Genomic DNA, 24956 nt, shown 5'->3' on the forward strand with positions numbered 1-24956 from the left:
TTCCCGGCGCGCGGCCTTTGTGGGAGCGGCTTCAGCCGCGACGCGCGAAGCCCGAATCCCGCACCACTCAGGTCCAGCCGCCGTCCACCACGAACTCCTGCGCGGTGATCGCGCGCGCCTCGTCCGAGGCCAGGAACAGCGCCATGCGCGCGATGTCTTCCGGCATCACCTTGTCCGGCAGGCACTGGTTGCGCGCCAGTTCGCGCTCGCCGGCCTCGTCCAGCCACAGGGTGACCTGGCGTTCGGTCATCACCCAGCCCGGGGTCAGCACGTTGATGCGGATGCGCGCCGCGCCCAGGTCGCGGGCCAGGCCGCGGGTCAGGCCGTTCACCGAAGACTTGGCGGTGGCGTAAACCGGGTAGCCGCCGGTCTTGCTCTGCCAGCCGGTGGAGCCGAGGTTGACGATGGAACCGCCGCCCAGCCGCTGCATGCCCGGCACCACCGCCTGGATGGCGAAGAACGCCGCACGCTGGTTGATCGACACGCAGCGCTCCCAGTACTCCGGGGTCACCGCCTCCAGCGCGTGGCGGTCGTCGCTGCCGACGTTGTTGAGCAGCACGTGGAAGTCGCCCAGCTCGGCCGCCGCGTCGCCGATCGCCGCCTGCAGCGCGGCCACGTCGGTGACGTCGCAGCGACGCCACCACGGCGCGGTCAGGCCGGCCACGGCCAGGCGCTCGGCTAGGGTGGCGCTGGCCTCGGCCGCGACGTCGACGAAGGCCACCTGCGCGCCCTGCGCGGCGAAGGCTTCGACCAGCGCCGCACCGATGCCGGAGCCGCCGCCGGTGATGAAGACGCGGCGCCCGTGCAGGCTGCCGTAGGTTGCGTTGCCGAGGGAGGAAGGCGCTGCGCTTGCCGAGTTGTCCATGCCGTTTCGCTCTAGGTGGATAGGATTTCGATATATGAAAACAAATATCCATTCGGAGATATTTGCTATTTTTCACGTATCAATATGCCCGCTAGCATCCCCGGCGTAAAGCATCCGGGGGCGGCTTGCGCACAAGGCGGATCCCGGCGTCCTGGACTCGAGGAATCCGCCGACATGGGCTCACCCAGCAAACCGCCGCGCCGCAGCCAGGCGTGGTTCGGGCGCGAAGGCAAGCAGGGCTTCTACTACCGCAGCTGGCTCAAGAGCGCCGGCCATCCGCACGACATGTTCGATGGCCGTCCGGTGATCGGCATCTGCAACACCTGGTCGGAACTGACCCCGTGCAACGGCCACCTGCGCGAACTGGCCGAACACGTCAAACGCGGCGTCTACGAGGCCGGCGGGTTCCCGCTGGAGTTCCCGGTGATGTCGCTGGGCGAGACGCAGATGCGCCCCACCGCGATGCTGTTCCGCAACCTCGCCAGCATGGACGTGGAGGAATCGATCCGCGCCAATCCGCTGGATGGCGTGGTGCTGCTGATGGGCTGCGACAAGACCACCCCGTCCTTGCTGATGGGCGCGGCCAGCGTGGACCTGCCGACCATCGGCGTGTCCGGCGGGCCGTCGCTGTCGGGCAACTGGCGCGGCCAGCCGCTGGGCTCGGGCACCGGCGTGATCGAGATGTCGGAGATGGTGCGCGCGGGCACCCTGAGTCAGGACGATTTCGTCGAGGCCGAGGCCTGCATGCAGCGCTCCAAGGGCAGCTGCATGACCATGGGCACCGCCTCGACCATGGCCAGCATGGTCGAGGCGCTGGGCATGTCGCTGCCGGAGAACGCGGCGATCCCGGCGGTGGACGCGCGCCGCGCGCGGCTGGCGCGGCTCAGCGGCCGGCGCATCGTGCAGATGGTGGAAGAGGATCTGCGCATGTCGCAGATCCTCACCGCCGACGCCTTCGCCAACGCGATCAAGGTCAATGCGGCGATCGGCGGCTCCACCAACGCGGTGCTGCACCTGCTCGCCCTGGCCGGCCGCGTGGGCGTGCCGCTGCAACTGGACGACTGGGACCGGCTGGGCTCGCGGCTGCCGTGCCTGGTCAATCTCAAACCGTCCGGCCATTACCTGATGGAAGACTTCTACTATGCCGGCGGGCTGCCGGCGGTGATGCGCGAACTCGGCAGCGAACTGGCGCTGGACGCGCGCACCGTCAACGGCCGCACCCTGGGCGAGAACGTGGCGCAGGCGCCGTGCTGGAACCGCGAGGTGATCCACCCGCTGGACGCGCCGGTGCGCGCGGAGGCCGGCATCGCCGTGCTGCGCGGCAACCTGGCGCCGGACGGCGCGGTGATCAAGCCGTCGGCCGCCTCGCCGCACCTGCTGCGGCACCGCGGGCGCGCGGTGGTGTTCGAGAGCATCGAGGACTTCAAGGCGCGCATCGACGACGAGGCGCTGGACATCGACGCCGACTGCATCATGGTGCTCAAGCATTGCGGCCCGCGCGGCTACCCGGGCATGGCCGAGGTCGGCAACATGCCGCTGCCGCCGAAGCTGCTGCGCGCCGGCGTCACCGACATGGTGCGCATCTCCGACGCGCGCATGAGCGGCACCGCCTACGGCACGGTGGTGCTGCACGCCTCGCCGGAGGCCGCCGCCGGCGGCACCCTGGCGCTGGTGCGCGACGGCGACATCATCGAACTCGACGTCCCCGGCCGCGCGTTGCACCTGGAAGTCAGCGACGAGGAACTGCTGCGCCGGCGCAGCGAATGGACGCCGCCACCGGCCCCGACGCGCGGCTGGAGCAAGCTCTACGTGGAGCACGTGCAGCAGGCGCACCTGGGCGCGGACCTGGACTTCCTGGTCGGCGGCAGCGGCGACGCCGTGGCGCGCGATTCGCATTAGCGGACGCGGCCAGATGCATCCACCATGCTGTCGTAGGAGCGGCTTCAGCCGCGACAGACGCTACCGGTAGAGCCCATCGCGGCTGAAGCCGCTCCTACAGCGAGCCCGCCGTGCGCACTGTGGGAGGGACTTCAGTCCCGACGCATTGCGCCATCGGAAAGCGCACCACTTCGTGCGTCGCGGCTGTATGGCAGTCGATTCCACTAGGAAGTGGCGAATGCCGCCTTCTTCCACGCGCATCGCCCCCACGTCACCGAACCGTCATCTGCAGCTTCTAGCCTGCCCGGCACCCCAGGGACAAGGCAGGCGCGGTGGCGGCTCACCCCAAACGCACATGGGCGCGCATGTTCGCCGAACACGGCCCGGTGCTGCGCGGCTTCTTCGTGCGCCGCGGCGCACGCGAGGACGCCGAGGACATGGTGCAGGAGACCTATCTGCGGCTGCTGCGCGCGCATCGGCAGCAGGGCGAGGCCATCGCCAATCCCGAAGCCTATCTGTACACCGTCGCGCAGAACCTGGCGCGCGAACAGGCCGCGCGTCGCCGCCAGGCGCCGCTGCGCATCGACGAGATGGAGCAGTTCTCGCAATTGCTGGCGGCGGGAGACGACGTGGAAGACAGCGCACACCGGCGGCAGCGCCAGCAACAGTTGCAGGCCCTGCTCGCCGACCTGCCCGCGCGCACCCGCGCGGTGCTGGTGATGCAGTACCGCGACGGGATGAGCTACAAACAGATCGCCGAACGCATGGGCGTGTCGCCGCACATGGTCAAGAAACACGTGGTGCGCGGCCTGTCGGCGTGCCGACGCGCGCTGGCCGACAGCGGAGACCGCGGGTGAACGACAGCGCCTTCTCCTCGCGCAGCGCCATCGCCGATGCCGCGCACTGGCATGCGGTGCAGCGCATGCAGCCGCTGGATGCGAAACAGGAACAGCAGTTGCTGGACTGGCTGACCGCCTCGCCGCAGCATCTGCGCGAGTATCTGGCGATGCAGCGCGTGGCCGGCGACCTCGGCGAAGCGCTGCGCGGCATGGACCTGGACGTGGATGCCTTGCTGGCCAGCGACGCCGCCGCCGATGGTGCCGCGAGCGACAACGTGATCGCCCTGCCCGTGCCGCGGCGCGCGCCAGCGGCGGCACCGGCGCGCGCGCCGCGCGCCCACGCCGCCTCGCGCTGGCGCCTGGCCGCGGCCGCCGCGGTGTGCGCGATGGCGGTGCTGGTCGGCTGGGCCTGGCCGCGCACCCAGACCTACCGCACCGCGCTCGGCGAACAGCGCAGCGTGCAACTGGCCGACGGCAGCGTGGTACGGCTCAACGCGCAGACCCAGGTGCAGGCCACACTGACCCCGTGGAGGCGCACGCTGCAGTTGCTGCAGGGCCAGGCCAGCTTCGTGGTCGCCGCCGACCGCCGCCCGCTGCAGGTGCAGGCCGGCGGCCTGCGCGTGCAGGACATCGGCACCACCTTCGACATCGCCCTGCACCCCGACCAGGCACGTATCGAGGTATCGTCCGGGCGCGTGCAGGTGTGGCGCGAGGATCGGCCGCAGCAGCCGATGCTGGCCGATCTCGGTGCCGGCCAGAGCGCACGCATCGACATCGCCGACGGCCGGGTCGAACTGGGCAACGAGGATGTCGCCGCCATGCACGCGTGGTGGCAACACCGCATCGTGTTCCGCGACGAACCGCTGGCCAACGTCGCCGAGGATTTCAACCGGCTCAATCGCACCCGCCTGCTGATCGACGATGGCGATGCCGGGGCGATGCGGCTGACCGGCAACCTGCGTGGCGACGACGTCGCCGCACTGCGTGCGTTCCTCGACGCGCAGCCGACATTGCAGGTATACGCAAGCGCCGACGGCATCCACGTGCGCAGCCGCGCGCCCACCCAGACGCACCTGCAGTAGCGCGACAAGCGCGTCGCGCGCGATGCACATCGCACGCATCGTCCAGACCTGGGTCGGTACGCCGTCGCGTGCCATCAACGCGTCACACGCATCGTGCACGCGTATCCGTGCGCGCACGCGACGCCAGCACGCCCTGCACGTGTCACAGAAAATTCATCGAAAAACGGTGCCCGATCTTCGCCGTCGCGCCTCGTAGTCCGGGGACAGCGCAGGCAAACGCCCGAGGGAGATGCCGCGCGCACCACCACCCCCGCTTCCACAGGACCCGACGATGCGCCGCACCCTGTTCCTTTCCATCGCCCTCGCCCTGCACGCCGGCACCGCCGGCGCGCAGACCGCGCCCGTCGCGGTCGATGCGATTCCCGCGCAGCCGCTGGCGCGCGCGCTCAACGCGCTATCGCGGCAGACCGGCCTGCAGTTCGTCTACGCCGCCGGCAGCACCGGCAATCCGCAGACGCATGGCAGCCGCGCCGGCGCGGCGCCGGAACAGGCGCTGCAGCAACTGCTCGACGGCACCGGGCTGCGCTATCGCTTCCTGACCCCGACCACGGTGACCATCGAGGCCGCGAGCGCGCCGGCCGAGACCGCCAGCACCGCGCCGGCCGCGATGACCGCCGCACCGACGCAGGCACCGACACCGACCGCAGATGCGCCGGTCAAGCAACTGGACGGCATCCAGGTGCTCGGCAGCTACGCCGGCAGCCTCAGCGCCGCGCTGCGCGAGAAGCGCTACGCCGACAGCGTGGTCGACGTGATCGCCGCCGAGGACATCGGCAAGCTGCCGGCGCAGAACGTGGCCGAAGCGCTGCAGCGCGTGCCCGGCGTGTCGATCGTGCGCGACCGCGGCGAAGGCGTGTACGTGCGCGTGCGCGGCCTCGGGCCCAACTTCCAGGTGACCACGCTCAACGGCCAGACCATGGCGGTCAACGAGAACGTGCGCACCTCCGGCCAGACCGGCCGCCAGTTCCGCTACGACACCCTGCCGGCGGAACTGGTCGCCGGCCTGGACGTGATCAAGAGCCCCACCGCCGACCTGGACGAAGGCGCGATCGGCGGCATCGTCAACGTGCGCACCTTTCGCCCGCTGGAACTGGGCAAACCCCTGACCAACGTGTCGCTGGAGTCGAGCCAGGCGCAGCGCACCCACGCCAACGATCCGCGCGTGTCCGGCCTGTTCAACTGGGTCAACGCCGAGGGCACCTTCGGCGTGTTGCTGTCCGGCGCCTATGCGCAGCGCAGCCTGCGCCAGGACCGGGTCAACGAAGTGAGCTGGGACTACTACCGCGACGGCGTACCGGGCGTGCCCGGCGCCCACTACGTGCCCACCGGCCTGCGCCCGACGCTGGAACTGGAACAGCGCGAGCGCACCGGCATCGCCGCCTCCCTGCAATGGAAGCCGAGCGCGGCCTGGGAAACCAACCTGGACCTGCTGTACGCCAAGCAGACCGTGCACTACGACGAGTACAGCCTGGGCGTGGGCTTCGACAGCCTGGCCAAGCTCAGCAACCTGCGCGTGGCGCACGACGGCGTCGCCGGCTTCGACTACCGCAACGGCCAGGTGCAGATCTCGCGCGAGACCTCCGGCATCACCGACGACAACCGCAGCGCGCGCCTGTCCAGCACCTGGAGCGGCGATGCGTGGACGCTCGGCGCGGTGGCGTTCCACTCGCAGGCGCACAGCTACGATTCCGATCCGATCCGGCGCACGCGCCTGCGCAGCGGCACCAATCTGTCGATGCGCGTGGACATGCCGCAGGCCGATGGCGACGACGTGCCCGACTGGCGCTTCACCAACGGCTTCGATCCGACCAACCCCGCCAGCGTGGCCGGCCGGCGCCTGGAGTGGCGCGAGATCGACGCGCGCGACAAGGAGGACGCGCTGCAGTTCGACGCCAAGCGCGCGCTCGGCGACGGCTTCTTCCGCGACCTCAAGGTCGGCGCCAAGTACCGGCAGCGCTCGCGCACCTACGATCGCGCCGACCTGCTGCTGACCAGCATCGCCGGCGTGCGCTTCCCGGCCGGCAACTTCACCGCGCTGCCGGTGGACGACATGCTCGCCGACGCTAACGGCAACCTGCCGCGGCGGTGGCTGGCGCCGATCGAATCGACCTTCTTCGGCACCTGGCCGACCGCCGCGGACCTGGTCAACACGCCCAACAGCGCCGACCTGCAGAACTCCTACGAGGTCAAGGAGAAGATCGGCTCGGCCTATGCGATGGCCGACTTCGGCAGCGAACTGGCCGGCCGCGAGCTGCGCGGCAACCTCGGCGTGCGCCTGGTGCGCACCGAGCAGACCACCGACGGCCATGCCGACGTCAACGGCAGCGCGCAACCGGTGCACTTCGCCCGCAGCTACAGCAACGCGCTGCCCTCGTTCAACGCCGCCTGGGACGTGCGCGACGACATCGTGCTGCGCAGCTCCGCGGCCAAGGTCATCACCCGCCCCGACCTCACCGACCTGTCGTCCAAGCTCACCTTCAATTCCAGCGGCGAGATCCTCACCGCCAGCGGCGGCAATCCGTCGCTGCGTCCGTTCGAGGCCTGGCAGTACGACCTGACCTTCGAGTGGTACATCGACGGCACCTCGGCACTGACCGGCGGCGTGTTCTACAAGGACATCTCCAGCTTCATCCAGACCCAGATGTCGAACCTGCAGTACCAGGGCCAGACCTACCTGCTCTCGTCCAAGACCAACGGCAGCCAGGCCAGTGTCAAGGGCGTGGAAGTGGCCTACCAGCAGGTGTTCGCCGGCCTGCCGGCGCCGCTGGACGGGCTCGGCATGCAGCTCAACTACACCTGGACCGACAGCGAGGCCACCTACCGCGACGGCAGCCGCATCTTCACCGACAGCCTCGAAGGCGTGGCCAAGAACACCTACAACGCGGTGCTGTTCTACGAGAAGGGGCCGCTGATGGCGCGGGTGAGCTACAGCTGGAGCGACGACATCGTCAACGCGGTGGGCACCGCCAACGTCGCCACGCTCAACAGCGACCAGTTCGGCAGCCTCGACGCGAACGTGGCCTGGAAGGTCAACGACACCCTGTCGGTGTTCGTCAACGCGATCAACCTCACCGGTGCCGTGCAGCGCCAGTACGTCGGCGACCGCCTGTTCGGCGGCTACACCGACTACGGCCGCACCTGGTCGGTGGGCCTGCGCGCACGATTCTGATCCGCCGCGCCGCGGCCCACGTGCCGCAGCCCGCCACCGCACCGTGCGCCGCACACCGCCGCGCGGCGCACCGCCTCTGCCTGGAGCTTGCCGATGCCATCGCTGCCGCGCCTCGCCACCCTCGTCCTGTTCGCCCTGATGCCGCTGGGCTGTGCCGCGGCACGCGCACAAGCGACCGCGACGGAGACGCTGGAAAAAGTCGTCATCCTCAAACGCCACGGCGTGCGTGCAGCGATGTCCAGCGCGGAGCAACTGGAGCGCTATTCGGCACGCCCGTGGCCGCGCTTCGCGGTGCCGGCCGGCTATCTCACCGCGAACGGCGCGGCGCTGGAACGGCTGTTCGGCGCCTACTATCGCGCCCGCTATGCGCCGCTGGGGCTGTTCGCCGGCGACGGTTGCGCGGCCGCGTACTACTGGGCCAACCGCACCCAGCGCACCCTCGCCTCGGCACAGGCGCTGGCCAGCACGCTGACCCCGGGCTGCGCCAACCCGGTGCACAGCGTCGCCGACGGTGCCTCCGACCCGCTGTTCGACGGCGCGCCCGCGTTGCGCGATCCCGCCGCCGTGGCGCGGATGCGTGCGGCCATCGCCGGCCGCATCGGCGGCGACGCGCGGGCCTGGAATGCGGCCCAGGCCGACGCCATCGACAGCCTGCAGCAACTGCTGCTGCAGTGCGCGCAACGGCCCTGCCCGGCCGACGCCGGCAGCGGCAGCGGCAGCGGCAAGCTGCGCCTGGATGCGGTGCCGGCGCGGCTGGGCGACGCCGAGGATGCGATCCCCGGCATCGAAGGCCCGGCCGCGGCCGCCTCCGGCCTCAGCGAAAGCCTGCTGATGGCCTGGGCCGACGGCCAGGACTTCGCCGCGCTCGGCTGGCGCGGCGTCGACGAGGCCAGCCTGCTGCGCGCCTTCGCCCCGCACCAGGCCGAATTCGCGCTGCGCCTGCGCGCGCCGGCGGTGGCGCGCATGGCCGCCTCGCCGCTGGCGGCGCGGCTGCTGGCGACGCTGCTGGACGGCAGCGGCCAGGCCACGCGCGCCGAACCCATCGGCGGCGCGGCGCGGCTGGTGGTGCTGTCCGGCCACGACGGCACCCTGACCCTGCTGGCCGGCATGCTCGATCTGCACTGGCAACTGCAAGGCTACCAGCCCGACCAGACCGTGCCCGGCGGCGCACTGGTGTTCGAGCGCTGGCGCCGCGCCGACGGCGAACGCGTGATCCGCCTGCGCTACACCGCGCAGAGCCTGGCGCAGCTACGCGAACGCCGCGCGCTGACGGTGCAGGCGCCGCCGCTGGAGTCGCCCGTGTTCATTCCGCAGTGCAGCCGCGCCGATGCCGCCTACGACTGCCCGCTGCCGGCCTTCGCCGCCGCGGTCGAGGCCGCGCTCGATCCGCAGTTCCTGACCCCATGACGCCACGTGCGCCGGCCCCGGCCGGTCGCGCGGCGGCATCGGTGCCTTCCGGCACCGCCCCCTGGCGCTCGCGCCACCCGCTGTTCCTCCCAACCCGCAAGAGGCGATTCATGATCCAGCATCTACGCACCCTCGTGAGCTACGGTATCGGATTGAGCCTGGCCTGCGCCGGCGTGGTCCACGCGCAATCGGACGTCGGCGTGCTCGACGTACTCACCTACAACGTCGCCGGCCTGCCGCAGGGCATTTCCAGCAGCAACCCGGCCGCCAACACCGCCCAGATCGCACCGAAGCTGGCGCCGTACGGCCTGATCAACGTGCAGGAAGATTTCAACTACCACGCCACGCTGTACGCGGGCGACCAGCACCCCTACCGCACGCCCACCAGCGGCGGCGCGGCGATCGGCGACGGCCTCAACACGCTGAGCAACTATCGCTTCGACGACTTCACCCGCATCAAGTGGGACAAGTGCAACGGCACCGACTGCCTCACCCCCAAGGGCTTCAGCTACATGCGCGTGCGCCTGGACGACGGCGTGCTGCTCGACGTGTACAACGCCCATCCCAACGCCGGCACCGAGAGCGCGGACCTGGCCGCGCGGCGCGCCAACATCAGCCAGCTCTCGCAGTTCATCCAGACCTGGTCGGCCGGCAACGCGGTGCTTGTGATGATGGACTCCAACACCCGCTACACCCGCGCCGACGACAACATCCGCACGCTGATCGCCGGCAACGGCCTGACCGATGCCTGGGTGGAACTGGTCAAGGGCAGCGCCCCGGCCGCCGGCGCCGCGCCGCTGCTGTGCGGCACCCCGCCGACCAACGACTGCGAGGTGGTGGACAAGATCCTGTACCGCGACGCGCCGCAACTGACCCTGGTCGCCAACCGCTACAAGCTCGACGACGGCAACTTCTACGACAGCGCCGGCAAGCCGCTGTCCGACCACTACCCGCTGGCCGCGCAGTTCGGTTGGGCGGTCGGGACCACCGTGCGCACCAGCGACCAGTTCGGCGGCCCGCACGGCACCCCGTTCAACGACATCTCCAAGGGCGCCGAGCAGCGCACGATCGCCAGCGTGACCCTGCGTGGCGCCGAGCGCCTGGACGGCATCGCGCTGGGCCTGGACAACGGCAGCACCCTGGCCCACGGCGGCAGTGGCGGCGATCCGGTCACGCTGCGCCTGGCGGCCAACGAGCGACTGACCTCGGCCACGCTGAGCGTGGGCCAGTACAACGGCCACACCCGGCTGTTCTCGCTGAGCCTGCGCACCAACCAGGGCCGCAGCCTCAGCGCCGGCACGCCGACCGCCGAGACCTACACGCTCACCGCACCCAGCGGCTGGCACATCGCCGGCTTCACCGGCCGCGACGGCGACGAGATCGACAAGCTCGGCGTGGTCTACCGCAAGGATTGAGCGGCGCGCACAGCCGTCGCACCAAAATCGGGATCGACACGGCGGCGGCGTCTGCAACGCCGCCGCCGTCCCGGCGTCGCAGGCCGGTAAGTGCCAGGCGCTCACTGGCATGACGCAGCCCTCCGTACCGCTACCACGGTAGCGGCCCAATCCAGCGGCTGCATCGGGCCACCACGCTACGCGACCTGTGCGATGCCCGGCCATGCTGCGATTTTCTCGAGCGCGCAACGCGCGATGCTGCACCGCAGCGCTCGCAGCACAACCGAGCTTCCGTCGCTTTCACGCACTCCGTTGCGGATCGCGCTAGCCTCGGCGGCAGGATCGGGCGTATGCAACGTGGTCCTGCATGTCCCGCATTGCGCAAGGCAATGCCGATCCACCGATCCGCCAGGGACACGCGACGCTGGACTACAGCCACCCAATGGACGGAGATCTCTATGCGTTATCTCGCTCTTGCACTGCTTGCCTTGTTCGCCCTTGGCCATGCCGGCAAGGCACGCGCCGATGCGTGCGGCGGCACCCTGATCGACTACAAGCCGGTGCGCGTCGGCGGCGAAAAGGTCGGCGAACTGCAGATGTACTACAACAGCGCCAACGGCAAGAACTGCGCGGTGTTTTCCCACGCAGGCCCGACCTGGGGCAAACCGCTGACCACCAGTGTGGAGGTGTATGTCTGCAAGCCGAACAAGGACACCTGCGGCGTGTGGCAATGGGATCCGTGGTGGGATCGCGACGACGGCACCTATGCCTATGAGGCAGGCCCCGTGCGCATCGACGGAGAGAACAAATGCGTGCGATCGATGGGCTATGTCGACTACAAGGGCGATATCAGAGTTGCATTGTCCGACGTGCACTGCCGATGAAGCGTGCCTGACAAGGCGGTGGAGCGCTGCAGGAGCGGCGTCAGCCGTGACACGACTGTGCCGGTCGCGGATGATCCGCTCCTGCAGGGACCACGAAATACGCGCCGCCCTGCAGGAGGACGGCCCGCGCGGTCACTTGCACGCCGCACTCACTCGCTCGCCGCCTCCAATGCCTGCGACAAACGCTCCACCGCGATCACTTCCATACCCTTGACCGTGCCGGTCTTGGGCGCATTGGCCTTGGGCACGATGGCGCGCTTGAAGCCGTGCGTGGCCGCCTCGCGCAGCCGGTCCTCGCCGTTGGGCACGGGACGGATCTCGCCGGACAGGCCGACCTCGCCGAAGGCGATGGTCTTCTCCGCCAGCGGCCGGTCGCGCAGCGAGGACAGCACCGCCAACAGCACCGGCAGGTCGGCCGCGGTCTCCTGCACGCGGATGCCGCCGACCACGTTGACGAACACGTCCTGGTCGCCGACCACGATGCCGCCATGGCGGTGCAGCACCGCCAGCAGCATCGCCAGCCGGTTCTGCTCCAGGCCCACCGCCACGCGCCGCGGATTGGACAGCGGCGAGGCATCGACCAGCGCCTGCACTTCCACCATCAGCGGCCGCGTGCCTTCGCGGGTGACCATCACGCAACTGCCGGGCTGGTGCGCGCTGCCGCCGGACAGGAAGATCGCAGACGGGTTGGAGACTTCCTTCAGCCCCTTCTCGCCCATCGCGAACACGCCCAGCTCGTTGACCGCGCCGAAGCGGTTCTTGAAGGCGCGCAGCAGGCGGAAGCGGCTGCCGCTCTCGCCCTCGAAGTACAGCACCGCATCGACCATGTGCTCGAGCACGCGCGGGCCGGCGATGCCGCCCTCCTTGGTGACGTGGCCGACCAGGAACACCGCGGTACCGGTCTCCTTGGCGTAGCGCACCAGCCGCGCCGCGCTCTCGCGCACCTGGCTGACCGAGCCGGGCGCGGCGGTCAACGCCTCGGTCCACAGGGTCTGTACCGAGTCGGCGACGATCAGCTTGGGTCGCGCCGCGCTGGCATGCTGCAGGATGTGCTCGATGCCGGTTTCGGCCAGCGCGTTGAGGCCGTCCAGCGGCAGGTCCAGGCGCACCGCGCGCCCGGCGACCTGGCCCAGCGATTCCTCGCCGGTCACGTACAGCACCGGCAGCGTGCCGGCCATCTTCGCCAGCGCCTGCAGCAGCAGGGTCGACTTGCCGATGCCGGGGTCGCCGCCGATCAGCACCACTGCGCCTTCCACCAGGCCGCCGCCCAGCACCCGGTCGAACTCGCCGATGCCGGTGGACACGCGCGCCTGGTCGCGATGCTCCACGTCCTTGAGCGCGGTGATCTTGGGCGTCTCGGCCTTGCCGGCCCAGCCGCTGCGCCGCGCCGCGGCCGGCGCCTTGGCCGTGGCCGCGCTCTCCAGCACGATCTCGCTCAACGTGTTCCAGGCACCGCATTCGGTGCACTGGCCCTGCCACTTGTTGTATTCGGCGCCGCACTCGCCGCAGACATAGGCCGTTTTCGCTTTCGCCATCTGCTTCTGGTCCGCTCAGACAATGCATCAGCATAGTGGCTGGCGGTCTCAGCGTCCGCGACGGAGGTGCGCCGCGCTCGTGCAGCGGCATCGGCGGGCAGGCAAACCAGGCATTTCCGTAGGAGCGGCTTCAGCCGCGACCTGGCGTTACCGGTCATGCCCGATCGCGGCTGAAGCCGCTCCTACACGATGCGCCCAGTCGATGCCTTGTGGGAGGGACTTCAGTCCCGACTGCACGCTGCCCGGGAGGCGTTGCCTTTCCCGCTCGTCGCGCCTGAAGTTGCTCCCACACGACGCTCCGCTGGCTGCAGGAATGGCGCCGCTGCGGCCTTGGGCGATCCGCAGCGGCCGGAAGATCCACTCAAGACGCCATGACGCACCCTGCCTACCACCCGGCGCGCCATGGCGCCGGGTCGTCGGCCGCATCCGCCAACATCAACGCGCCTTGTACAGCTCGCTCAGGCGATCCGGCGTGCCGGCGATGCGCTCTAGGTGCGGATACTGCAGACCGCCGTGGTAGGCGATGCGCAAGGTGTCGTAGCGGTCGCCGCGCTTGACCAGCAGTTCGATCGGCGTGCTGCCGCCCTTGGCCGCGGTGATCGCGTCCTTGAGCGCCTCGGCGCTGTACTCCTGGCCACCGACCGCGACCACGCGGTTGCCGGCGATGAGGCCGGCGTTGAACGCCGGGCTGTCCCACAGCACGGCCTGCACCTGGCCCTGCTGGTCCAGGCTCAGACCCAGCGAATAGCTCAGGTCCAGGCTCTTGTTGCGCGCCTCGCTGGTCTTGTTGGCCGCGTTCGGCTGATCGGTATAGACCAGCTTCCAGCCGCTGGCCTCGATGCCGCCGACCAGCGAATCGTGCGCATCGAGACGGCTGCGCAGCAGGGTCGCCCAGTCGTACTTGGCGATGCCGTCGAGCGTGGCGACGATGTCGTCGAAGGTATAGGGATTCACGTCCCAGGCGCCGTCGTGCATGCCGAAGAACGCCTTGGCGAAATCGTCCAGCGAGCGCTTGCCGCCGCTGAGCTCACGCAGCTTGGCGTTGACCTCCAGCCAGACCATCTGCCCCCCGGAATAGTAGTCCTCGCTCAACTGGTAGCTGCGGTAGGCGCGTGGCCGGCGCATCGACATGGTCGGATCATTGGTGGTGTCCTGCAGCGCGCGCCAGGCCAGGCCGGGCCGGCCGCGCTGGTAGGTCGCGGCGACGTTGGCCAGCATGTCGCGCGCCTGGTCCTGGGTCCACAGCCCTGCGCGCGCGGCGACCACCTCGCCCCAGAACTGGGTCTGGCCCTCGTACAGCCACAGTAGGCTGTCGCCCATCGGCACGTTGAAGTTGGGCGTGGCCAGGTCGGCGCCGCGGCGGTACTTGCCGTTCCAGGAGTGGTTGAACTCGTGCGCGAGCAGGTCGCGCATCTCCCAGCTCTTGTCCCACTCGGTGAAGTAGTCGAGCGGGCCGCTGTTCTCGCTGGAGCGATGGTGCTCCAGACCGATGCCGCCGAGCTTGTCGGTCAACGCCAGCAGGAACTCGTAGTGGTCGAAGTGCCGCGCGCCGTACAGCTTGTCCATCTGCTGCACCAGGGCCACGTGCGCCTTGACCTGCTCGGGCTTGGCCTCCAGCGACTTGGGCTTGTCGGCGAACACGTTCAGCGCCACCGGCGCCTTGGCCTTGTCGTCCAGCACGATGCGCTTGTAGTACTTGCCGGCGAACATCGGCGAGTCGACCAGGTCGTCGAAATCGATCGGCTTGAAGGTCACCGTGTCGCCGCTGCGCGTGGCGGTCTCCAGCGCGGTGGCATAGCTCCAGCCCGCCGGCAGGGTCACGCTGGCCTGCGCCTTGATGTTGCGCGCGTACACCCCGGCCGGATACAGCGCGGTGGTGTTCCACTGCAGGTTGAGCATCTCCGGGGTCATCATCACCCGGCCCTGGCCGTCGCCCTGCGAAGACAGGAACTGGTACTCGGCGACGATCTCGCTGACGCCGGCGGGCACGTCGACCTTGAACGCATAGACGTCGTACTGGTCGCGCGTCCACGGCAGCACCTTGCCGTTGGCCTTGATCACCAGCCCGGCGAGCTTGTCGATCGGGCCGGTCGGCGAATGGTTGCCGGGGATCCACTGCGGGTACAGCAGGGTCATCGGCCCCGGCGTGGCCGGGATGGTGCTGCGCACGCGGAAGATGCGATGGGCCAGATCGGTGGCATCGACATCGATCTTCAGCGTGCCGGCGAACGGCACGTCGCGCGGCGGGGCGGTCTGCGCCGAGGCCTGGAACGCGACAGTGGCGGCCAGCAGCAACGGCGCCATCCAGGCGGTGGACTTCTTCATGGGGTCTCCAAGGGGCGAACGACAGCGGACAGGCAAACCTCCATGCTATGCCTGCGCCGCCGCCGCGTGCCATGCCATAGGTCATGCCCCGGCGATCGCGCGGCCAACCCGGCGCCGCGCTCGACGAGAGGCGAATCCGAAGACGCGGCAGATCGCGCTTCAGTACCTTCGCACGGGAAAACGCCCGGAGAATCCATCGAACACGGCACGCTCCACGTCGAGACGCTGCCGAAACTCCGCCGTATCGGTCATTCCGAAGCCAAGTTCGTCGGCCTGTCCCGCCGCGAAGCCGGCGAAGATGGCGTCGCAGAAGTCGTCCGGGTCCACGCCATGGGCCATGCCCGGGCCCGCCAGCGCCGTGCGGACCGCGGGCGGAATGATCTCGACGACCCTGACCTGCGTCGCGGCAAGCGCGAAGCGAAGATTGCACGTATAGCTGTGGAGCGCCGCCTTGCAGGCGCTGTAGACCGGGGCGAACGGCTGCGGAACGAAGGCGCCGCCGGAGGAGACATTGGCGATGAGCGCAGGCTCTCCATGTTGCAGCAACAGCGGGACCAGCAAATGGTTCAGATGCACGACGGCAGCGAACAGGATGTCGATCTCGCGCTGGCGCTCGGCCCAGGGCGCCTGGTCGTCGGCGAGCGCGACACGCCGCTGGATGCCGGCGTTGTTGACGACCACGCGCAGCCCGGGATGCCGCGCTTGCAGGTACTGCGCCAGTCGCTCGCGCTCTTCGGCGACCCCGATGTCGTTGACCAGGGTCTGCAGGCCGGGCGCGGCCGCAGCCGCGCGGTCGAGCTTGCCTGCATCGCGGCCGGTGACCAGCACGTTTGCGCCCGCGGCCAGGAAGCGCCGCGCGAGGCCGAACCCGATGCCGTCGCTGCCGCCGGTCACCACCACATCCACACCTGCGAACGTCGTTGCGGACATCGCCATCGCCTCCGGGAACTGCGCGTCCGCTCGGCTGGCATCGCACGCCTGCCAGCGGCCACGCATTGGTTGTCACGTCAACCCAGAGATACGCCGTCCGGGTTGCCATGTCAACCGGCGCCGCCTATGGTGATCGCATGAAGCACGCACGACTCTCCGCAGGCGAACTGGCGATCTGGCACGCCTTCAAGCAGATGGGCCAGGCGGTGATGGCGGCCGTCGAAAAGGACCTGGCCGACCATGCCGGCCTGAGCGGCAGCGACTTCGGCGTGCTGTCGAGGCTGGTGGACCTGGGCAAGGGCGAGCTGCGCCAGCAGGCGCTCGCCGATTCCATGGGATGGCACAAGAGCCGGCTGTCGCATCAGCTCACGCGCATGCAGACGCGCGGCCTGGTCCGCCGCAGCGACGCCGAGCCGCGCGTGGTGACGGTGGTCATCACCCCCCTGGGCCGGGAGAAGATCGCGGCGGCGCAGCCGATCCACGCCGCCGCGGTCAGAACCTGGCTGCTCGATCGCCTCAGCGCGGAAGACGCGCAGGTCCTGCTGAAACTCTCCGCGACGCTCGGCTCGGACCGCAGCTGACAGCGGCGCGCCGCACGTCGTCGTGGCCGGCCCCCGGCGCCGATGCGCGCGGGTCGCCTCGGCACGCCGATCGCTAAAAACCCGCGACGCCGACGTCGCGCCTATCGGCCATCTGCACCTTGCAGGGCGGCCGCACCGGACCGTAGAACGCAAAAGGCCGCCCGGAGGCGGCCTTCGCGAACCTGCGGCGGTGCCGCCCTCAATGCATCATGTTGACGTTGAGGTTGTGCATCACCCACAGCGAGCCGACTACCACGATGCCGATGATCAGCAGCGAGAACAGGCCCACGTGCACGTTGGAGCGCTGTTCGGCCGAACGGTCCATGTGCAGGAAGTAGATCAGGTGCACCAGCATCTGCACCGCGGCCAGCACCGCGATGACGATGACGGTGACGCCGCGCGGGAACGCCCCGCTCATCACCATGCCGAACGGGATCACGGTCAGGATCACCGCCAGCACGAAGCCGACCAAGTAGGACTTCAGGCCGCCGCCGTGGCCGTGCTCGGCGTGCGTGTCGGAGGAATGATGGTTGGCCATTACAGCGCTCCCAGCAGGTAGACGATAGTGAACACGCCGATCCAGATCACGTCCAGGAAGTGCCAGAACAGGCTCAGGCACGCCAGGCGGGTCATGTTGCGCGGGGTCAGGCCGTTCTTGGCGATCTGGATCACCAGCACGGTCATCCACAGCAGGCCCGAGGCCACGTGCAGACCGTGGGTGCCGACCAGGGTGAAGAAGGCCGACAGGAACGCGCTGCGGCCGGGGCCGGCGCCTTCTTCGATCAGGTGGTGGAACTCGTACAGTTCCATGCCCAGGAAGCCCAGGCCCAGCGCCGCGGTGACCGCCAGCCAGCCGTACAGGCCGCCCATGCTGCGCTTGTTCGCCGAGATCATCGCCAGGCCGAAGCCCAGGCTGCTGAACAGCAGCAGGAAGGTTTCCACCAGCACGAACTTCAGGTCGAACAGTTCCTTGGCGGTCGGGCCGTCCACCGTCGCACCGGCCAGCACCGCATAGGTGGCGAACAGGCCGGCGAAGATGAGGCAGTCGCTCATCAGGTAGACCCAGAACCCGAAGACGGTGTTGCCGCCCGCGTCGTGATGTTCGTGGTCGTGGTCGTGGCCGCCCGCGTGGGCGGCGTGGGGATCGAGCGTCGTGGAAGCCATGGTTCAGACCGCCTTTGCGGCGTTGGCCGCGTGTTGCTGTTCCAGCAGGGCGAAGCGCGCGTTCTCGATGCGCTCCACTTCCTCCGCCGGGACCCAGTAATCGATGTCGTCATCGAAGGTGCGCGCGATGAAGCTGCCGATCATGCCGACCAGGCCGATCGCCGCCATCCACCAGATGTGCCAGGTCAGACCGAAGCCCATGACGACGCTGAAGGCACCGATCCACAGACCCGCCGCCGTGTTGCGCGGCATGTGGATCGGCTCGTACTTGGCCGGACGCGGCCAGCCCTTGCCCTTGAGCTTGTCTTCCCAGAACTGGTCGCGGTCGTCGATGTGCGGCAGCACCGCGAAGTTATAGAACGGCGGCGGCGAGGAAGTCGCCCACTCCAGGGTCCGGCCGTCCCACGGGTCGCCGGTCAGGTCCAGGTTGTCCTTGCGCTTCCAGATGCTGTAGCCGATCTGCACCAGGTTCAGGAAGATGCCGGTGCCGATGATCGCCGCACCCGCCGCGGCCACCATCAGCCACGGCGCCCACTCCGGATGGTTGTAGCTGTTCATGCGCCGGGTCATGCCCATGAAGCCGAGCACGTACAGCGGCATGAAGGCGATGAAGAAGCCGATGATCCAGCACCAGAACGAGGCCTTGCCCAGCTTCTCGTTGAGCTTGAAGCCGAACGCCTTCGGGAACCAGTAGGTCAGGCCCGCCAGGTAGCCGAACACCACGCCGCCGATGATCACGTTATGGAAGTGCGCGATCAGGAACAGGCTGTTGTGCAGCACGAAGTCCACCGCCGGGATCGCCAGCATCACGCCGGTCATGCCGCCGATGACGAAGGTGATGATGAAGCCGATGGTCCACAGCACCGGTGCGGTCATGTGCACGCGGCCGCGGAACATGGTGAACAGCCAGTTGAAGATCTTCACGCCGGTGGGGATCGAGATGATCATCGTCGTGATGCCGAAGAAGGCATTGACGTTGGCGCCCGAGCCCATGGTGAAGAAGTGGTGCAGCCACACGATGAACGACAGCACGCCGATGCACGAGGTCGCGTACACCATCGAGGTGTAGCCGAACAGGCGCTTGCGGCTGAAGGTGGCGATCAGCTCGGAGAAGATGCCGAACGCCGGCAGGATCAGGATGTAGACCTCCGGGTGGCCCCAGATCCAGATCAGGTTGACGTACATCATGGCGTTGCCGCCACCGTCGTTGGTGAAGAAGTGCGTGCCCAGGTAGCGGTCCGCACCCAGCAGCGCCAGCGCCACGGTCAGGATCGGGAACGCGGCGATGATCAGGATGTTGGTGATCAGCGCGGTCCAGGTGAAGATCGGCATGCGCATCAGGGTCATGCCCGGCGCGCGCATGCGCATGATCGTCACGAAGAAGTTGATGCCTGTGAGCAATGTGCCCAGGCCCGATATCTGCAACGCCCAGATGTAGTAGTCGACACCGACGCCTGGACTGTATTCCAGCCCGGACAGCGGCGGGTACGCCAGCCAGCCGGTCTGCGCGAACTCGCCCACGCCCAGGGAGATGTTGACCAGCGCCGCGCCGGCCACGAACAGCCAGAAGCTCAGCGAGTTCAGGAACGGGAACGCCACGTCGCGCGCGCCGATCTGCAGCGGCACGATCAGGTTCAGCAGGCCCGTCATGAACGGCATGGCCATGAAGAAGATCATGATCACGCCGTGCGCGGTGAAGATCTGATCGTAGTGGTGCGGCGGGAAGATGCCTTCGTTGCCGCCGTGCGCGATCGCCTGCTGGGTGCGCATCATCGCCGCGTCGGCAAAGCCGCGCAGCAGCATGACCAGCGCCACCACGATGTACATGACACCGATGCGCTTGTGGTCGACCGAGGTGAACCACTCCTTCCAGAGGTAGCCCCACAGCTTGTACTTGGTGACCGCGGCCACCACCAGCAGGCCGAGCAGGCCGGCGCCGCCGAGGGCCGCCATGATGATCGGCTCGTGGTACGGAACCGCCTCGAGCGTGAGTTTGCCTAGCATCACTTGTCTCCAGAAGTGCACATGGCGACCGGCTCAGCAGCCGATGCCGGATGAGCGTCGTGGCCTTCCATCTTGTGGCCCTTGCCCATCATGTATTTGTCGATCAACGACTTGAACAGGCCGTCCTGCACCGAGGCGTAGTACGTCACCGGGTAGGCGGCCTTGTCGTTGCGGTTGGCCGCCAGCACCTGGAACTCGGCCTGGTCCAGGGTCTTCTGCGACGCCTTGACCTTGGCCACCCACGCGTCGAAGCCGGCGCGGTCGGTGGCATGCGCGGCGAAGCCCATCTTCGAGAAGCCGTGGCCGCTGTAGTTGGCCGACAGGCCGAACATCTCGCCCGGCTCGTTGGCGATCAGGTGCAGCTTGGTCTCCATGCCGGCCATCGCGTAGATCTGCGTGCCCAGGTGCGGGATGAAGAACGAGTTCATCACCGTGTCGGAGGTGATCTTGAAGTTCAGCGGCGTGTCGACCGGGAACGCGATCTCGTTGACCGTGGCAATGCCCTGCTCCGGATAGATGAACATCCACTTCCAGTCCAGCGCCACCGCCTCGATGGTGATCGGCTTGACCTTGGAGTCCAGCGGCTTGTACGGATCCAGCGCATGCGAGGAGCGCCAGGTCAGCACCGCCAGGACCAGGATGATCATGCACGGGATCGACCACACCACCACCTCGATCGCGGTGGAGTGCGACCAGTTCGGCTCGTAGCGGGCCTTGGTGTTGGACGCGCGGTAGCGCCAGGCGAAGGCCAGGGTCATCACGATGACCGGGATCACCACCAGCAGCATCAGCACCACCGAGGTGATCAGCAGCGTCTTCTCGTCGTGGCCGATCTGACCCTTGGGGTTGAGGATGGCCGAGTTGCAGCCGGCCAACAGCAGTGCGGCCAGCAGCAACAGACCGGAGCGCAGCGAGCGCCGGAGTTGTTTCAACGGAATCATCGAACGATCCAATTGCGTAGGGGATGCGAACCGCGCGGGAGCGGGAGGCGGGGCGCCGTAGAGAGGGCTGTCCCGCGTCCGCCGCGGCATCCGGGCCGGCATGCGCGATCAACGACGCATTTTATGCTGCCGTGCGGCAACTCCGGAAGTCATTGACAAGCCCGGGCGCGCGCCAGGCCGCGTTTTTATGTGCGACACATTGCCGCACCCGGCTGCGACACGGCGTCGCAGGCCGCTGCGCGCACGGACCTGCGTCGCAGAAAAACGGGAGCGCAGAAACCAGGAAGGCAGCCTCGCGGCTGCCTTCTGGGTACGACTGGTGCCGGAAACAGGAGTCGAACCTGCGACCTACGCATTACGAATGCGCCGCTCTACCGACTGAGCTATTCCGGCGGAACTGGCAATTCTAGGCGTCGGCCCGGGCCGGGGTCAATCGCCGCGCGGGCCTTCGCGCGCGCGCCGCAATCGATGGGTTACCCTCCCGCCCCGCCGCCGCCCTCCCCCTGCTCATCGTGAAGTTGTTCGCCTGGTTCTGGCTCGCGTTCCTGCTGTTTTTCGCCATCCCCTTCCCCTGCATCCTCTACTTCGCCAGCGACTGGCCACGCATGCTGGCCCAGCCCAGCACGCCCGCATGGGCGCTGATCCTGCTGGCGCTGTCGCTGGGCCTGTGGCTGCACCTGCTCTACGCCTACCTGGACACGCTGCTGCTGATGCCCGGGCGCGCCCTGCAGCGCGTGCGCCACCTGCTCGCCCACGGCGTGCGCCGGGAGGCACTGATCGAACGCGCCGCACCCACCGGCGTCGAGGTCAAGGGCTGGCCGCAGCTGTCGCTGACCCTGGCCTTCGACAACCTGTCCGGCACCCCCATCCGCGACACCGTGTTGATCGTGGACCGCAAGCCGGCGCAACGCCGCTTCGAGAGCGGACGCACCATGCCGCTGCGGCTGAGCACCACGCCGGGAACCACCCCGAACCTGGTGCTGGAGGACGCCGAGCCGGCTCTGGACCACGCCAGCCTGTGCCGCCGCACAGCCGGCGCCGTGCTGCTGGTGGTCCTGGTCGGCGCGGCCTACGTGGTGGCCTGGCGCCTGCAGAACCGCGGCCTGGGCTGGACCTTCCTGACCTTCAACCACCCGCTGCTGATGAGTGCGCTGGTGCTCAACGGCTACCTGCTGGCGCTGCGCGTGATCCTGCGCGTGATCCGCCGCAACGCCACCGACGAGACCCTGAAGTACCGCGGCCTGCGCGCCCGTGCGCGGGTGCTGGACGTGCGCCAGACCGGCACCACCCTCAACGAGCAGCCGCAGGTGGAATTCCGCGTGGCGTTCGAAGACGCGTCGGGCAACCCGCACGAGGCGACGATGCGACGGTTCGTGTCGCTGCTCGACGTCGGGCAGTTGCCGCGCGAGACGGTGTCGGTGCTGTACGACCCGCAGCACCCCGCCCGCGCCGACCTGGAGCTGCCATGAAGACGCCGCGCACCCCACTGGTCTTCGCCGGCGTGGTGCTGCTGCTCGGCGGCGTCGCCTTCGCCGGCGGCGCCTGGGACACCATCCGCGCCACCCTGCAGGCGGGATCGCGCCTGCAGGCGGCGGGCCCAGGGGCTACCCTGCAGTCCCCCTCCACGCCGCAATCGCTGGCGGCGCCGACCCCGGCTGCCCGTGCTGCCGACACCGAGCCGGCGCCGACGCCGGCACCGCGCGGCAACCTGCTGTTCGACCCGCAGCGGCTGCGCGCGGCACGGCAGGCGCTGGCGGACCTGCCGGATCTGCAGGGCCACGACCTGCGCGTGTTCCATGCCGTGCATTTCTACGATGACCGGATCGGGCTCGAACTGCTGGACCCCGCGCAGCCGGACCACGTGGACGAATACAGCTTCCACGACGCGACCTGGCACAAGGATGCGCCGGTAAATCCGCGCATGTTCGGACCGTTCCTCAAGCCGGCCACCGACACCGCCGCGCTGCAGGACATCGACTTCGAAGGCGCCTATCGGGTGGCCACGGCCTTGCAGGAACAGGGCCAGGCGCTACAGGCCGAGCCGAAGAAGGTGGATCACGTGTACGTGCTGGTGGGCCGACGCGGCCGCCTGCGCTGGATGCCCGATGGCGTGGAAGGCGATCGCGTCACCGTGGGCATCGACTTCGATGCGCAGGGGCGGCCGCGCGGCTTGCAGCGCCAGTAAGCCGTAGTGGCTTCAGGGCGCGCATCGCGCCGTCTCAGCTATTTCGTAGGAGCGGCTGCAGCGGCGACGGGCGTTCCCGATAAGGCCCGTCGCGGCTGAAGCCGCTCCTACGGCTCGCCAAGACAGCCGCCTCTCCAGCACAAACGCGCGACCGAACGCGACCGTCAGTCGACCAGCCGCAGCCGCAGTTCCTTGGGCAGCGCGAACACCATCGACTCCGGCTCGCCCGCCAGTTCCGACACGCCATCGGCGCCGAGTTCGCGTAGCCGCGCGATCACGCCGTCCACCAGCACCTGCGGCGCCGAGGCGCCGGCGGTCAGGCCGACGCGGCGCTTGCCGGCGATCCAGGCCGGGTCGATCTCGTCGGCGCCGTCGATCAGGTAGGACTCCACACCGTCGCGCCGCGCCAGCTCGCTGAGCCGGTTGGAATTGGAACTGTTCGGCGAGCCGACCACCAGCACCAGGTCGCACTCCCTGGCCAGGTCGCGCACCGCGTCCTGACGGTTCTGGGTGGCGTAGCAGATGTCGTCGTTCTTCGGCCCCTGCATCGCCGGGTAGCGCGCGCGCAGCGCCTCGATGATGCCGCGGGTGTCGTCCACCGACAGCGTGGTCTGGGTGGTGTAGGCCAGGTTCTCCGGCTGCTGCACGTGCAGCGTGGCGACCTGCTCGATGTCCTCGACCAGGTAGATGCGGCCGGTGCCGCATTCGCGGTCCCACTGCCCCATCGTGCCTTCCACCTCGGGGTGGCCGGCGTGGCCGATCAGCACCACGTCGCGGCCGGCGCGGCAGTGCCGGGCCACCTCGAAATGCACCTTGGTGACCAGCGGGCAGGTCGCGTCGAACACCTTCAGTCCGCGCCGCTCGGCCTCCTGGCGTACCGCCTGGGCCACGCCGTGGGCGCTGAAGATCACCGTGTTGCCGTCGGGCACTTCGTCCAGTTCCTCGACGAAGATCGCGCCGCGCTGCTTGAGGTCGTCGACTACGAAGCGGTTGTGCACCACCTCGTGGCGCACGTAGATCGGTGCGCCCAGGGTTTCGATGGCGCGCTTGACGATCTCGATGGCGCGATCGACGCCAGCGCAGAAGCCACGGGGGTTGGCGAGCAGGACATCCATTAGCTAGATCCGCCGGCCGCAGGGGGCCAGGCGCTTCGACAGGGAGAGTGGCACCGATTATCCCGCTTTTCGCTTCGCCTTGCCGTCGAACACGCCGAACAGGGCGATGCCGATGGCGCCGGCGACGATCGCCGAGTCGGCGATGTTGAACGAGGGCCAGTAGTGCTCGCCCACGTACCACTGGATGAAATCGACCACGTGGCCGTGCATCAGCCGGTCGATCACGTTGCCGATCGCCCCGCCGATCACCAGCGCGTACGGCAGCGCGCTGCGCCACTCGCCGCGCGGGGTACGCGCCAGCCACCAGGCCAGCAGGCCGCTGATGCCCACCGCCAGCGCGGTGAAGAACCAGAGCTGCCAGCCGCCGGCCTGGCTCAGGAAACTGAACGCCGCGCCGGTGTTATAGGTCCGGTACCAGTTCCAGAAACCGGGAATCACCGGCACCGCGGTGAACTCGGGCAGGCTGGACAGCACCCAGGCCTTGCTCCACTGGTCCAGGCCGATCACCGCGGCCGACAGCAGCAGCCAGATCAGGGCGGAAGGGTTGGGTCGTGCGGTCATGCGGGAAGTCCGCCTTGGGCGAAGAAGGAAAGGAAGGATGGACGGCGCGACAGCCACGGCGCCGCCGTCGGCCCCGGCGACGCGCAAGCCGCGTGGC

The 24956-nt window shown here is 68.9% G+C and carries 20 protein-coding genes and 1 tRNA gene; 10 read left to right on the forward strand and 11 right to left on the reverse strand.

Annotation, left to right across the window (positions count from 1 at the left end):
* Positions 1-67: 67 nt before the first annotated feature.
* A complete protein-coding gene (locus tag RAB71_RS16155; protein ID WP_010341276.1) occupies positions 68-865 on the reverse strand; it encodes an SDR family NAD(P)-dependent oxidoreductase in 798 nt (265 codons plus the stop codon).
* A gap of 174 nt (positions 866-1039) precedes the next feature.
* Here RAB71_RS16155 and RAB71_RS16160 point away from each other — a divergent pair, with 174 nt between their 5' ends.
* The 7 genes from RAB71_RS16160 (at position 1040) to RAB71_RS16190 (ending at position 11518) form a co-directional block, all read left to right on the forward strand.
* Complete coding sequence (locus tag RAB71_RS16160) at positions 1040-2764, forward strand: IlvD/Edd family dehydratase (protein ID WP_010341277.1); 1725 nt, start codon at positions 1040-1042, stop codon at positions 2762-2764.
* A 311-nt stretch (positions 2765-3075) separates the two neighbouring features.
* Positions 3076-3600, forward strand: a complete 525-nt coding sequence (locus RAB71_RS16165; protein WP_029561867.1) for an RNA polymerase sigma factor — start codon at positions 3076-3078, stop codon at positions 3598-3600.
* A gap of 65 nt (positions 3601-3665) precedes the next feature.
* Positions 3666-4664, forward strand: coding sequence for a FecR family protein (locus RAB71_RS16170; protein WP_104609586.1), 999 nt, complete (start codon positions 3666-3668; stop codon positions 4662-4664).
* Positions 4665-4935: 271 nt separating this feature from the next.
* A complete protein-coding gene (locus RAB71_RS16175) occupies positions 4936-7833 on the forward strand; it encodes a TonB-dependent receptor (protein WP_010341328.1) in 2898 nt (965 codons plus the stop codon).
* A gap of 138 nt (positions 7834-7971) precedes the next feature.
* Entirely contained in the window at positions 7972-9240 is a 1269-nt protein-coding gene (locus RAB71_RS16180; RefSeq protein WP_104609587.1) for a histidine-type phosphatase, read from the forward strand.
* A gap of 110 nt (positions 9241-9350) precedes the next feature.
* Entirely contained in the window at positions 9351-10655 is a 1305-nt protein-coding gene (locus tag RAB71_RS16185) for a jacalin-like lectin (RefSeq protein ID WP_010341148.1), read from the forward strand.
* Positions 10656-11092: 437 nt separating this feature from the next.
* Entirely contained in the window at positions 11093-11518 is a 426-nt protein-coding gene (locus RAB71_RS16190; protein WP_138985723.1) for a hypothetical protein, read from the forward strand.
* Between the two features lie 149 nt (positions 11519-11667).
* On the opposite strand, the gene radA is transcribed toward RAB71_RS16190, so the two are convergent.
* The 3 genes from radA to RAB71_RS16205 form a co-directional block, all read right to left on the reverse strand.
* Positions 11668-13053, reverse strand: a complete 1386-nt coding sequence (gene radA, locus RAB71_RS16195) for a DNA repair protein RadA (protein WP_010341150.1) — start codon at positions 13051-13053, stop codon at positions 11668-11670.
* Positions 13054-13488: 435 nt separating this feature from the next.
* A complete protein-coding gene (locus RAB71_RS16200) occupies positions 13489-15378 on the reverse strand; it encodes a M61 family metallopeptidase (protein WP_029561850.1) in 1890 nt (629 codons plus the stop codon).
* Positions 15379-15537: 159 nt separating this feature from the next.
* A complete protein-coding gene (locus tag RAB71_RS16205; RefSeq protein ID WP_029561851.1) occupies positions 15538-16308 on the reverse strand; it encodes an SDR family NAD(P)-dependent oxidoreductase in 771 nt (256 codons plus the stop codon).
* A gap of 107 nt (positions 16309-16415) precedes the next feature.
* Here RAB71_RS16205 and RAB71_RS16210 point away from each other — a divergent pair, with 107 nt between their 5' ends.
* Positions 16416-16889: a MarR family winged helix-turn-helix transcriptional regulator gene (locus RAB71_RS16210; RefSeq protein ID WP_234006545.1), complete on the forward strand. Its 474-nt coding sequence runs from the start codon at positions 16416-16418 to the stop codon at positions 16887-16889.
* A gap of 199 nt (positions 16890-17088) precedes the next feature.
* Here RAB71_RS16210 and cyoD read toward each other — a convergent pair whose 3' ends face one another.
* The 5 genes from cyoD to RAB71_RS16235 all read right to left on the reverse strand — a co-directional run bounded on the left by cyoD (position 17089) and on the right by RAB71_RS16235 (position 21391).
* Complete coding sequence (gene cyoD / locus RAB71_RS16215) at positions 17089-17427, reverse strand: cytochrome o ubiquinol oxidase subunit IV (protein WP_010341155.1); 339 nt, start codon at positions 17425-17427, stop codon at positions 17089-17091.
* Positions 17427-18053, reverse strand: coding sequence for a cytochrome o ubiquinol oxidase subunit III (gene cyoC / locus RAB71_RS16220; RefSeq protein ID WP_010341156.1), 627 nt, complete (start codon positions 18051-18053; stop codon positions 17427-17429). Before cyoC ends, cyoD begins: the two co-directional genes overlap by 1 nt.
* A gap of 3 nt (positions 18054-18056) precedes the next feature.
* Positions 18057-20057, reverse strand: a complete 2001-nt coding sequence (cyoB, locus tag RAB71_RS16225) for a cytochrome o ubiquinol oxidase subunit I (protein ID WP_010341157.1) — start codon at positions 20055-20057, stop codon at positions 18057-18059.
* Positions 20057-20998: a ubiquinol oxidase subunit II gene (cyoA, locus tag RAB71_RS16230; protein WP_010341159.1), complete on the reverse strand. Its 942-nt coding sequence runs from the start codon at positions 20996-20998 to the stop codon at positions 20057-20059. Before cyoA ends, cyoB begins: the two co-directional genes overlap by 1 nt.
* 317 nt (positions 20999-21315) lie before the next feature.
* Positions 21316-21391, reverse strand: a tRNA-Thr gene (locus tag RAB71_RS16235).
* A gap of 119 nt (positions 21392-21510) precedes the next feature.
* Here RAB71_RS16235 and RAB71_RS16240 point away from each other — a divergent pair.
* Both RAB71_RS16240 and RAB71_RS16245 read left to right on the forward strand, forming a co-directional pair.
* On the forward strand, positions 21511-22467 hold the full coding sequence (locus RAB71_RS16240) for a membrane protein (protein WP_010341160.1): 957 nt from the start codon (positions 21511-21513) through the stop codon (positions 22465-22467).
* Entirely contained in the window at positions 22464-23183 is a 720-nt protein-coding gene (locus RAB71_RS16245; protein ID WP_010341161.1) for a hypothetical protein, read from the forward strand. Before RAB71_RS16240 ends, RAB71_RS16245 begins: the two co-directional genes overlap by 4 nt.
* A 164-nt stretch (positions 23184-23347) precedes the next feature.
* Here RAB71_RS16245 and ispH read toward each other — a convergent pair whose 3' ends face one another.
* Positions 23348-24298 carry a 4-hydroxy-3-methylbut-2-enyl diphosphate reductase gene (gene ispH, locus RAB71_RS16250; protein ID WP_010341162.1) on the reverse strand — a complete coding sequence of 317 codons (951 nt, stop codon included), beginning with the start codon at positions 24296-24298 and terminating at the stop codon, positions 23348-23350.
* A gap of 57 nt (positions 24299-24355) precedes the next feature.
* Complete coding sequence (gene lspA, locus RAB71_RS16255) at positions 24356-24859, reverse strand: signal peptidase II (RefSeq protein ID WP_010341163.1); 504 nt, start codon at positions 24857-24859, stop codon at positions 24356-24358.
* Between the last annotated feature and the right edge of the window lie 97 nt (positions 24860-24956).

It is taken from the genome of Xanthomonas sacchari (assembly GCF_040529065.1).
In the GTDB taxonomy this organism is placed as follows: Bacteria; Pseudomonadota; Gammaproteobacteria; order Xanthomonadales; family Xanthomonadaceae; genus Xanthomonas_A; species Xanthomonas_A sacchari.

Bases quoted from the DNA above. Each gene is read 5' to 3' on its own strand.
- RAB71_RS16155 (WP_010341276.1), bottom strand. From the start codon at position 865: ATGGACAACTCGGCAAGCGCAGCGCCTTCCTCCCTCGGCAACGCAACC.
- RAB71_RS16160 (WP_010341277.1), top strand. From the start codon at position 1,040: ATGGGCTCACCCAGCAAACCGCCGCGCCGCAGCCAGGCGTGGTTCGGG.
- RAB71_RS16170 (WP_104609586.1), top strand. From the start codon at position 3,666: ATGCAGCCGCTGGATGCGAAACAGGAACAGCAGTTGCTGGACTGGCTG.
- RAB71_RS16175 (WP_010341328.1), top strand. From the start codon at position 4,936: ATGCGCCGCACCCTGTTCCTTTCCATCGCCCTCGCCCTGCACGCCGGC.
- RAB71_RS16180 (WP_104609587.1), top strand. From the start codon at position 7,972: ATGCCGCTGGGCTGTGCCGCGGCACGCGCACAAGCGACCGCGACGGAG.
- RAB71_RS16185 (WP_010341148.1), top strand. From the start codon at position 9,351: ATGATCCAGCATCTACGCACCCTCGTGAGCTACGGTATCGGATTGAGC.
- RAB71_RS16190 (WP_138985723.1), top strand. From the start codon at position 11,093: ATGCGTTATCTCGCTCTTGCACTGCTTGCCTTGTTCGCCCTTGGCCAT.
- radA (WP_010341150.1), bottom strand. From the start codon at position 13,053: ATGGCGAAAGCGAAAACGGCCTATGTCTGCGGCGAGTGCGGCGCCGAA.
- RAB71_RS16200 (WP_029561850.1), bottom strand. From the start codon at position 15,378: ATGAAGAAGTCCACCGCCTGGATGGCGCCGTTGCTGCTGGCCGCCACT.
- RAB71_RS16205 (WP_029561851.1), bottom strand. From the start codon at position 16,308: ATGTCCGCAACGACGTTCGCAGGTGTGGATGTGGTGGTGACCGGCGGC.
- RAB71_RS16210 (WP_234006545.1), top strand. From the start codon at position 16,416: ATGTCAACCGGCGCCGCCTATGGTGATCGCATGAAGCACGCACGACTC.
- cyoD (WP_010341155.1), bottom strand. From the start codon at position 17,427: ATGGCCAACCATCATTCCTCCGACACGCACGCCGAGCACGGCCACGGC.
- cyoC (WP_010341156.1), bottom strand. From the start codon at position 18,053: ATGGCTTCCACGACGCTCGATCCCCACGCCGCCCACGCGGGCGGCCAC.
- cyoB (WP_010341157.1), bottom strand. From the start codon at position 20,057: ATGCTAGGCAAACTCACGCTCGAGGCGGTTCCGTACCACGAGCCGATC.
- cyoA (WP_010341159.1), bottom strand. From the start codon at position 20,998: ATGATTCCGTTGAAACAACTCCGGCGCTCGCTGCGCTCCGGTCTGTTG.
- RAB71_RS16245 (WP_010341161.1), top strand. From the start codon at position 22,464: ATGAAGACGCCGCGCACCCCACTGGTCTTCGCCGGCGTGGTGCTGCTG.
- ispH (WP_010341162.1), bottom strand. From the start codon at position 24,298: ATGGATGTCCTGCTCGCCAACCCCCGTGGCTTCTGCGCTGGCGTCGAT.
- lspA (WP_010341163.1), bottom strand. From the start codon at position 24,859: ATGACCGCACGACCCAACCCTTCCGCCCTGATCTGGCTGCTGCTGTCG.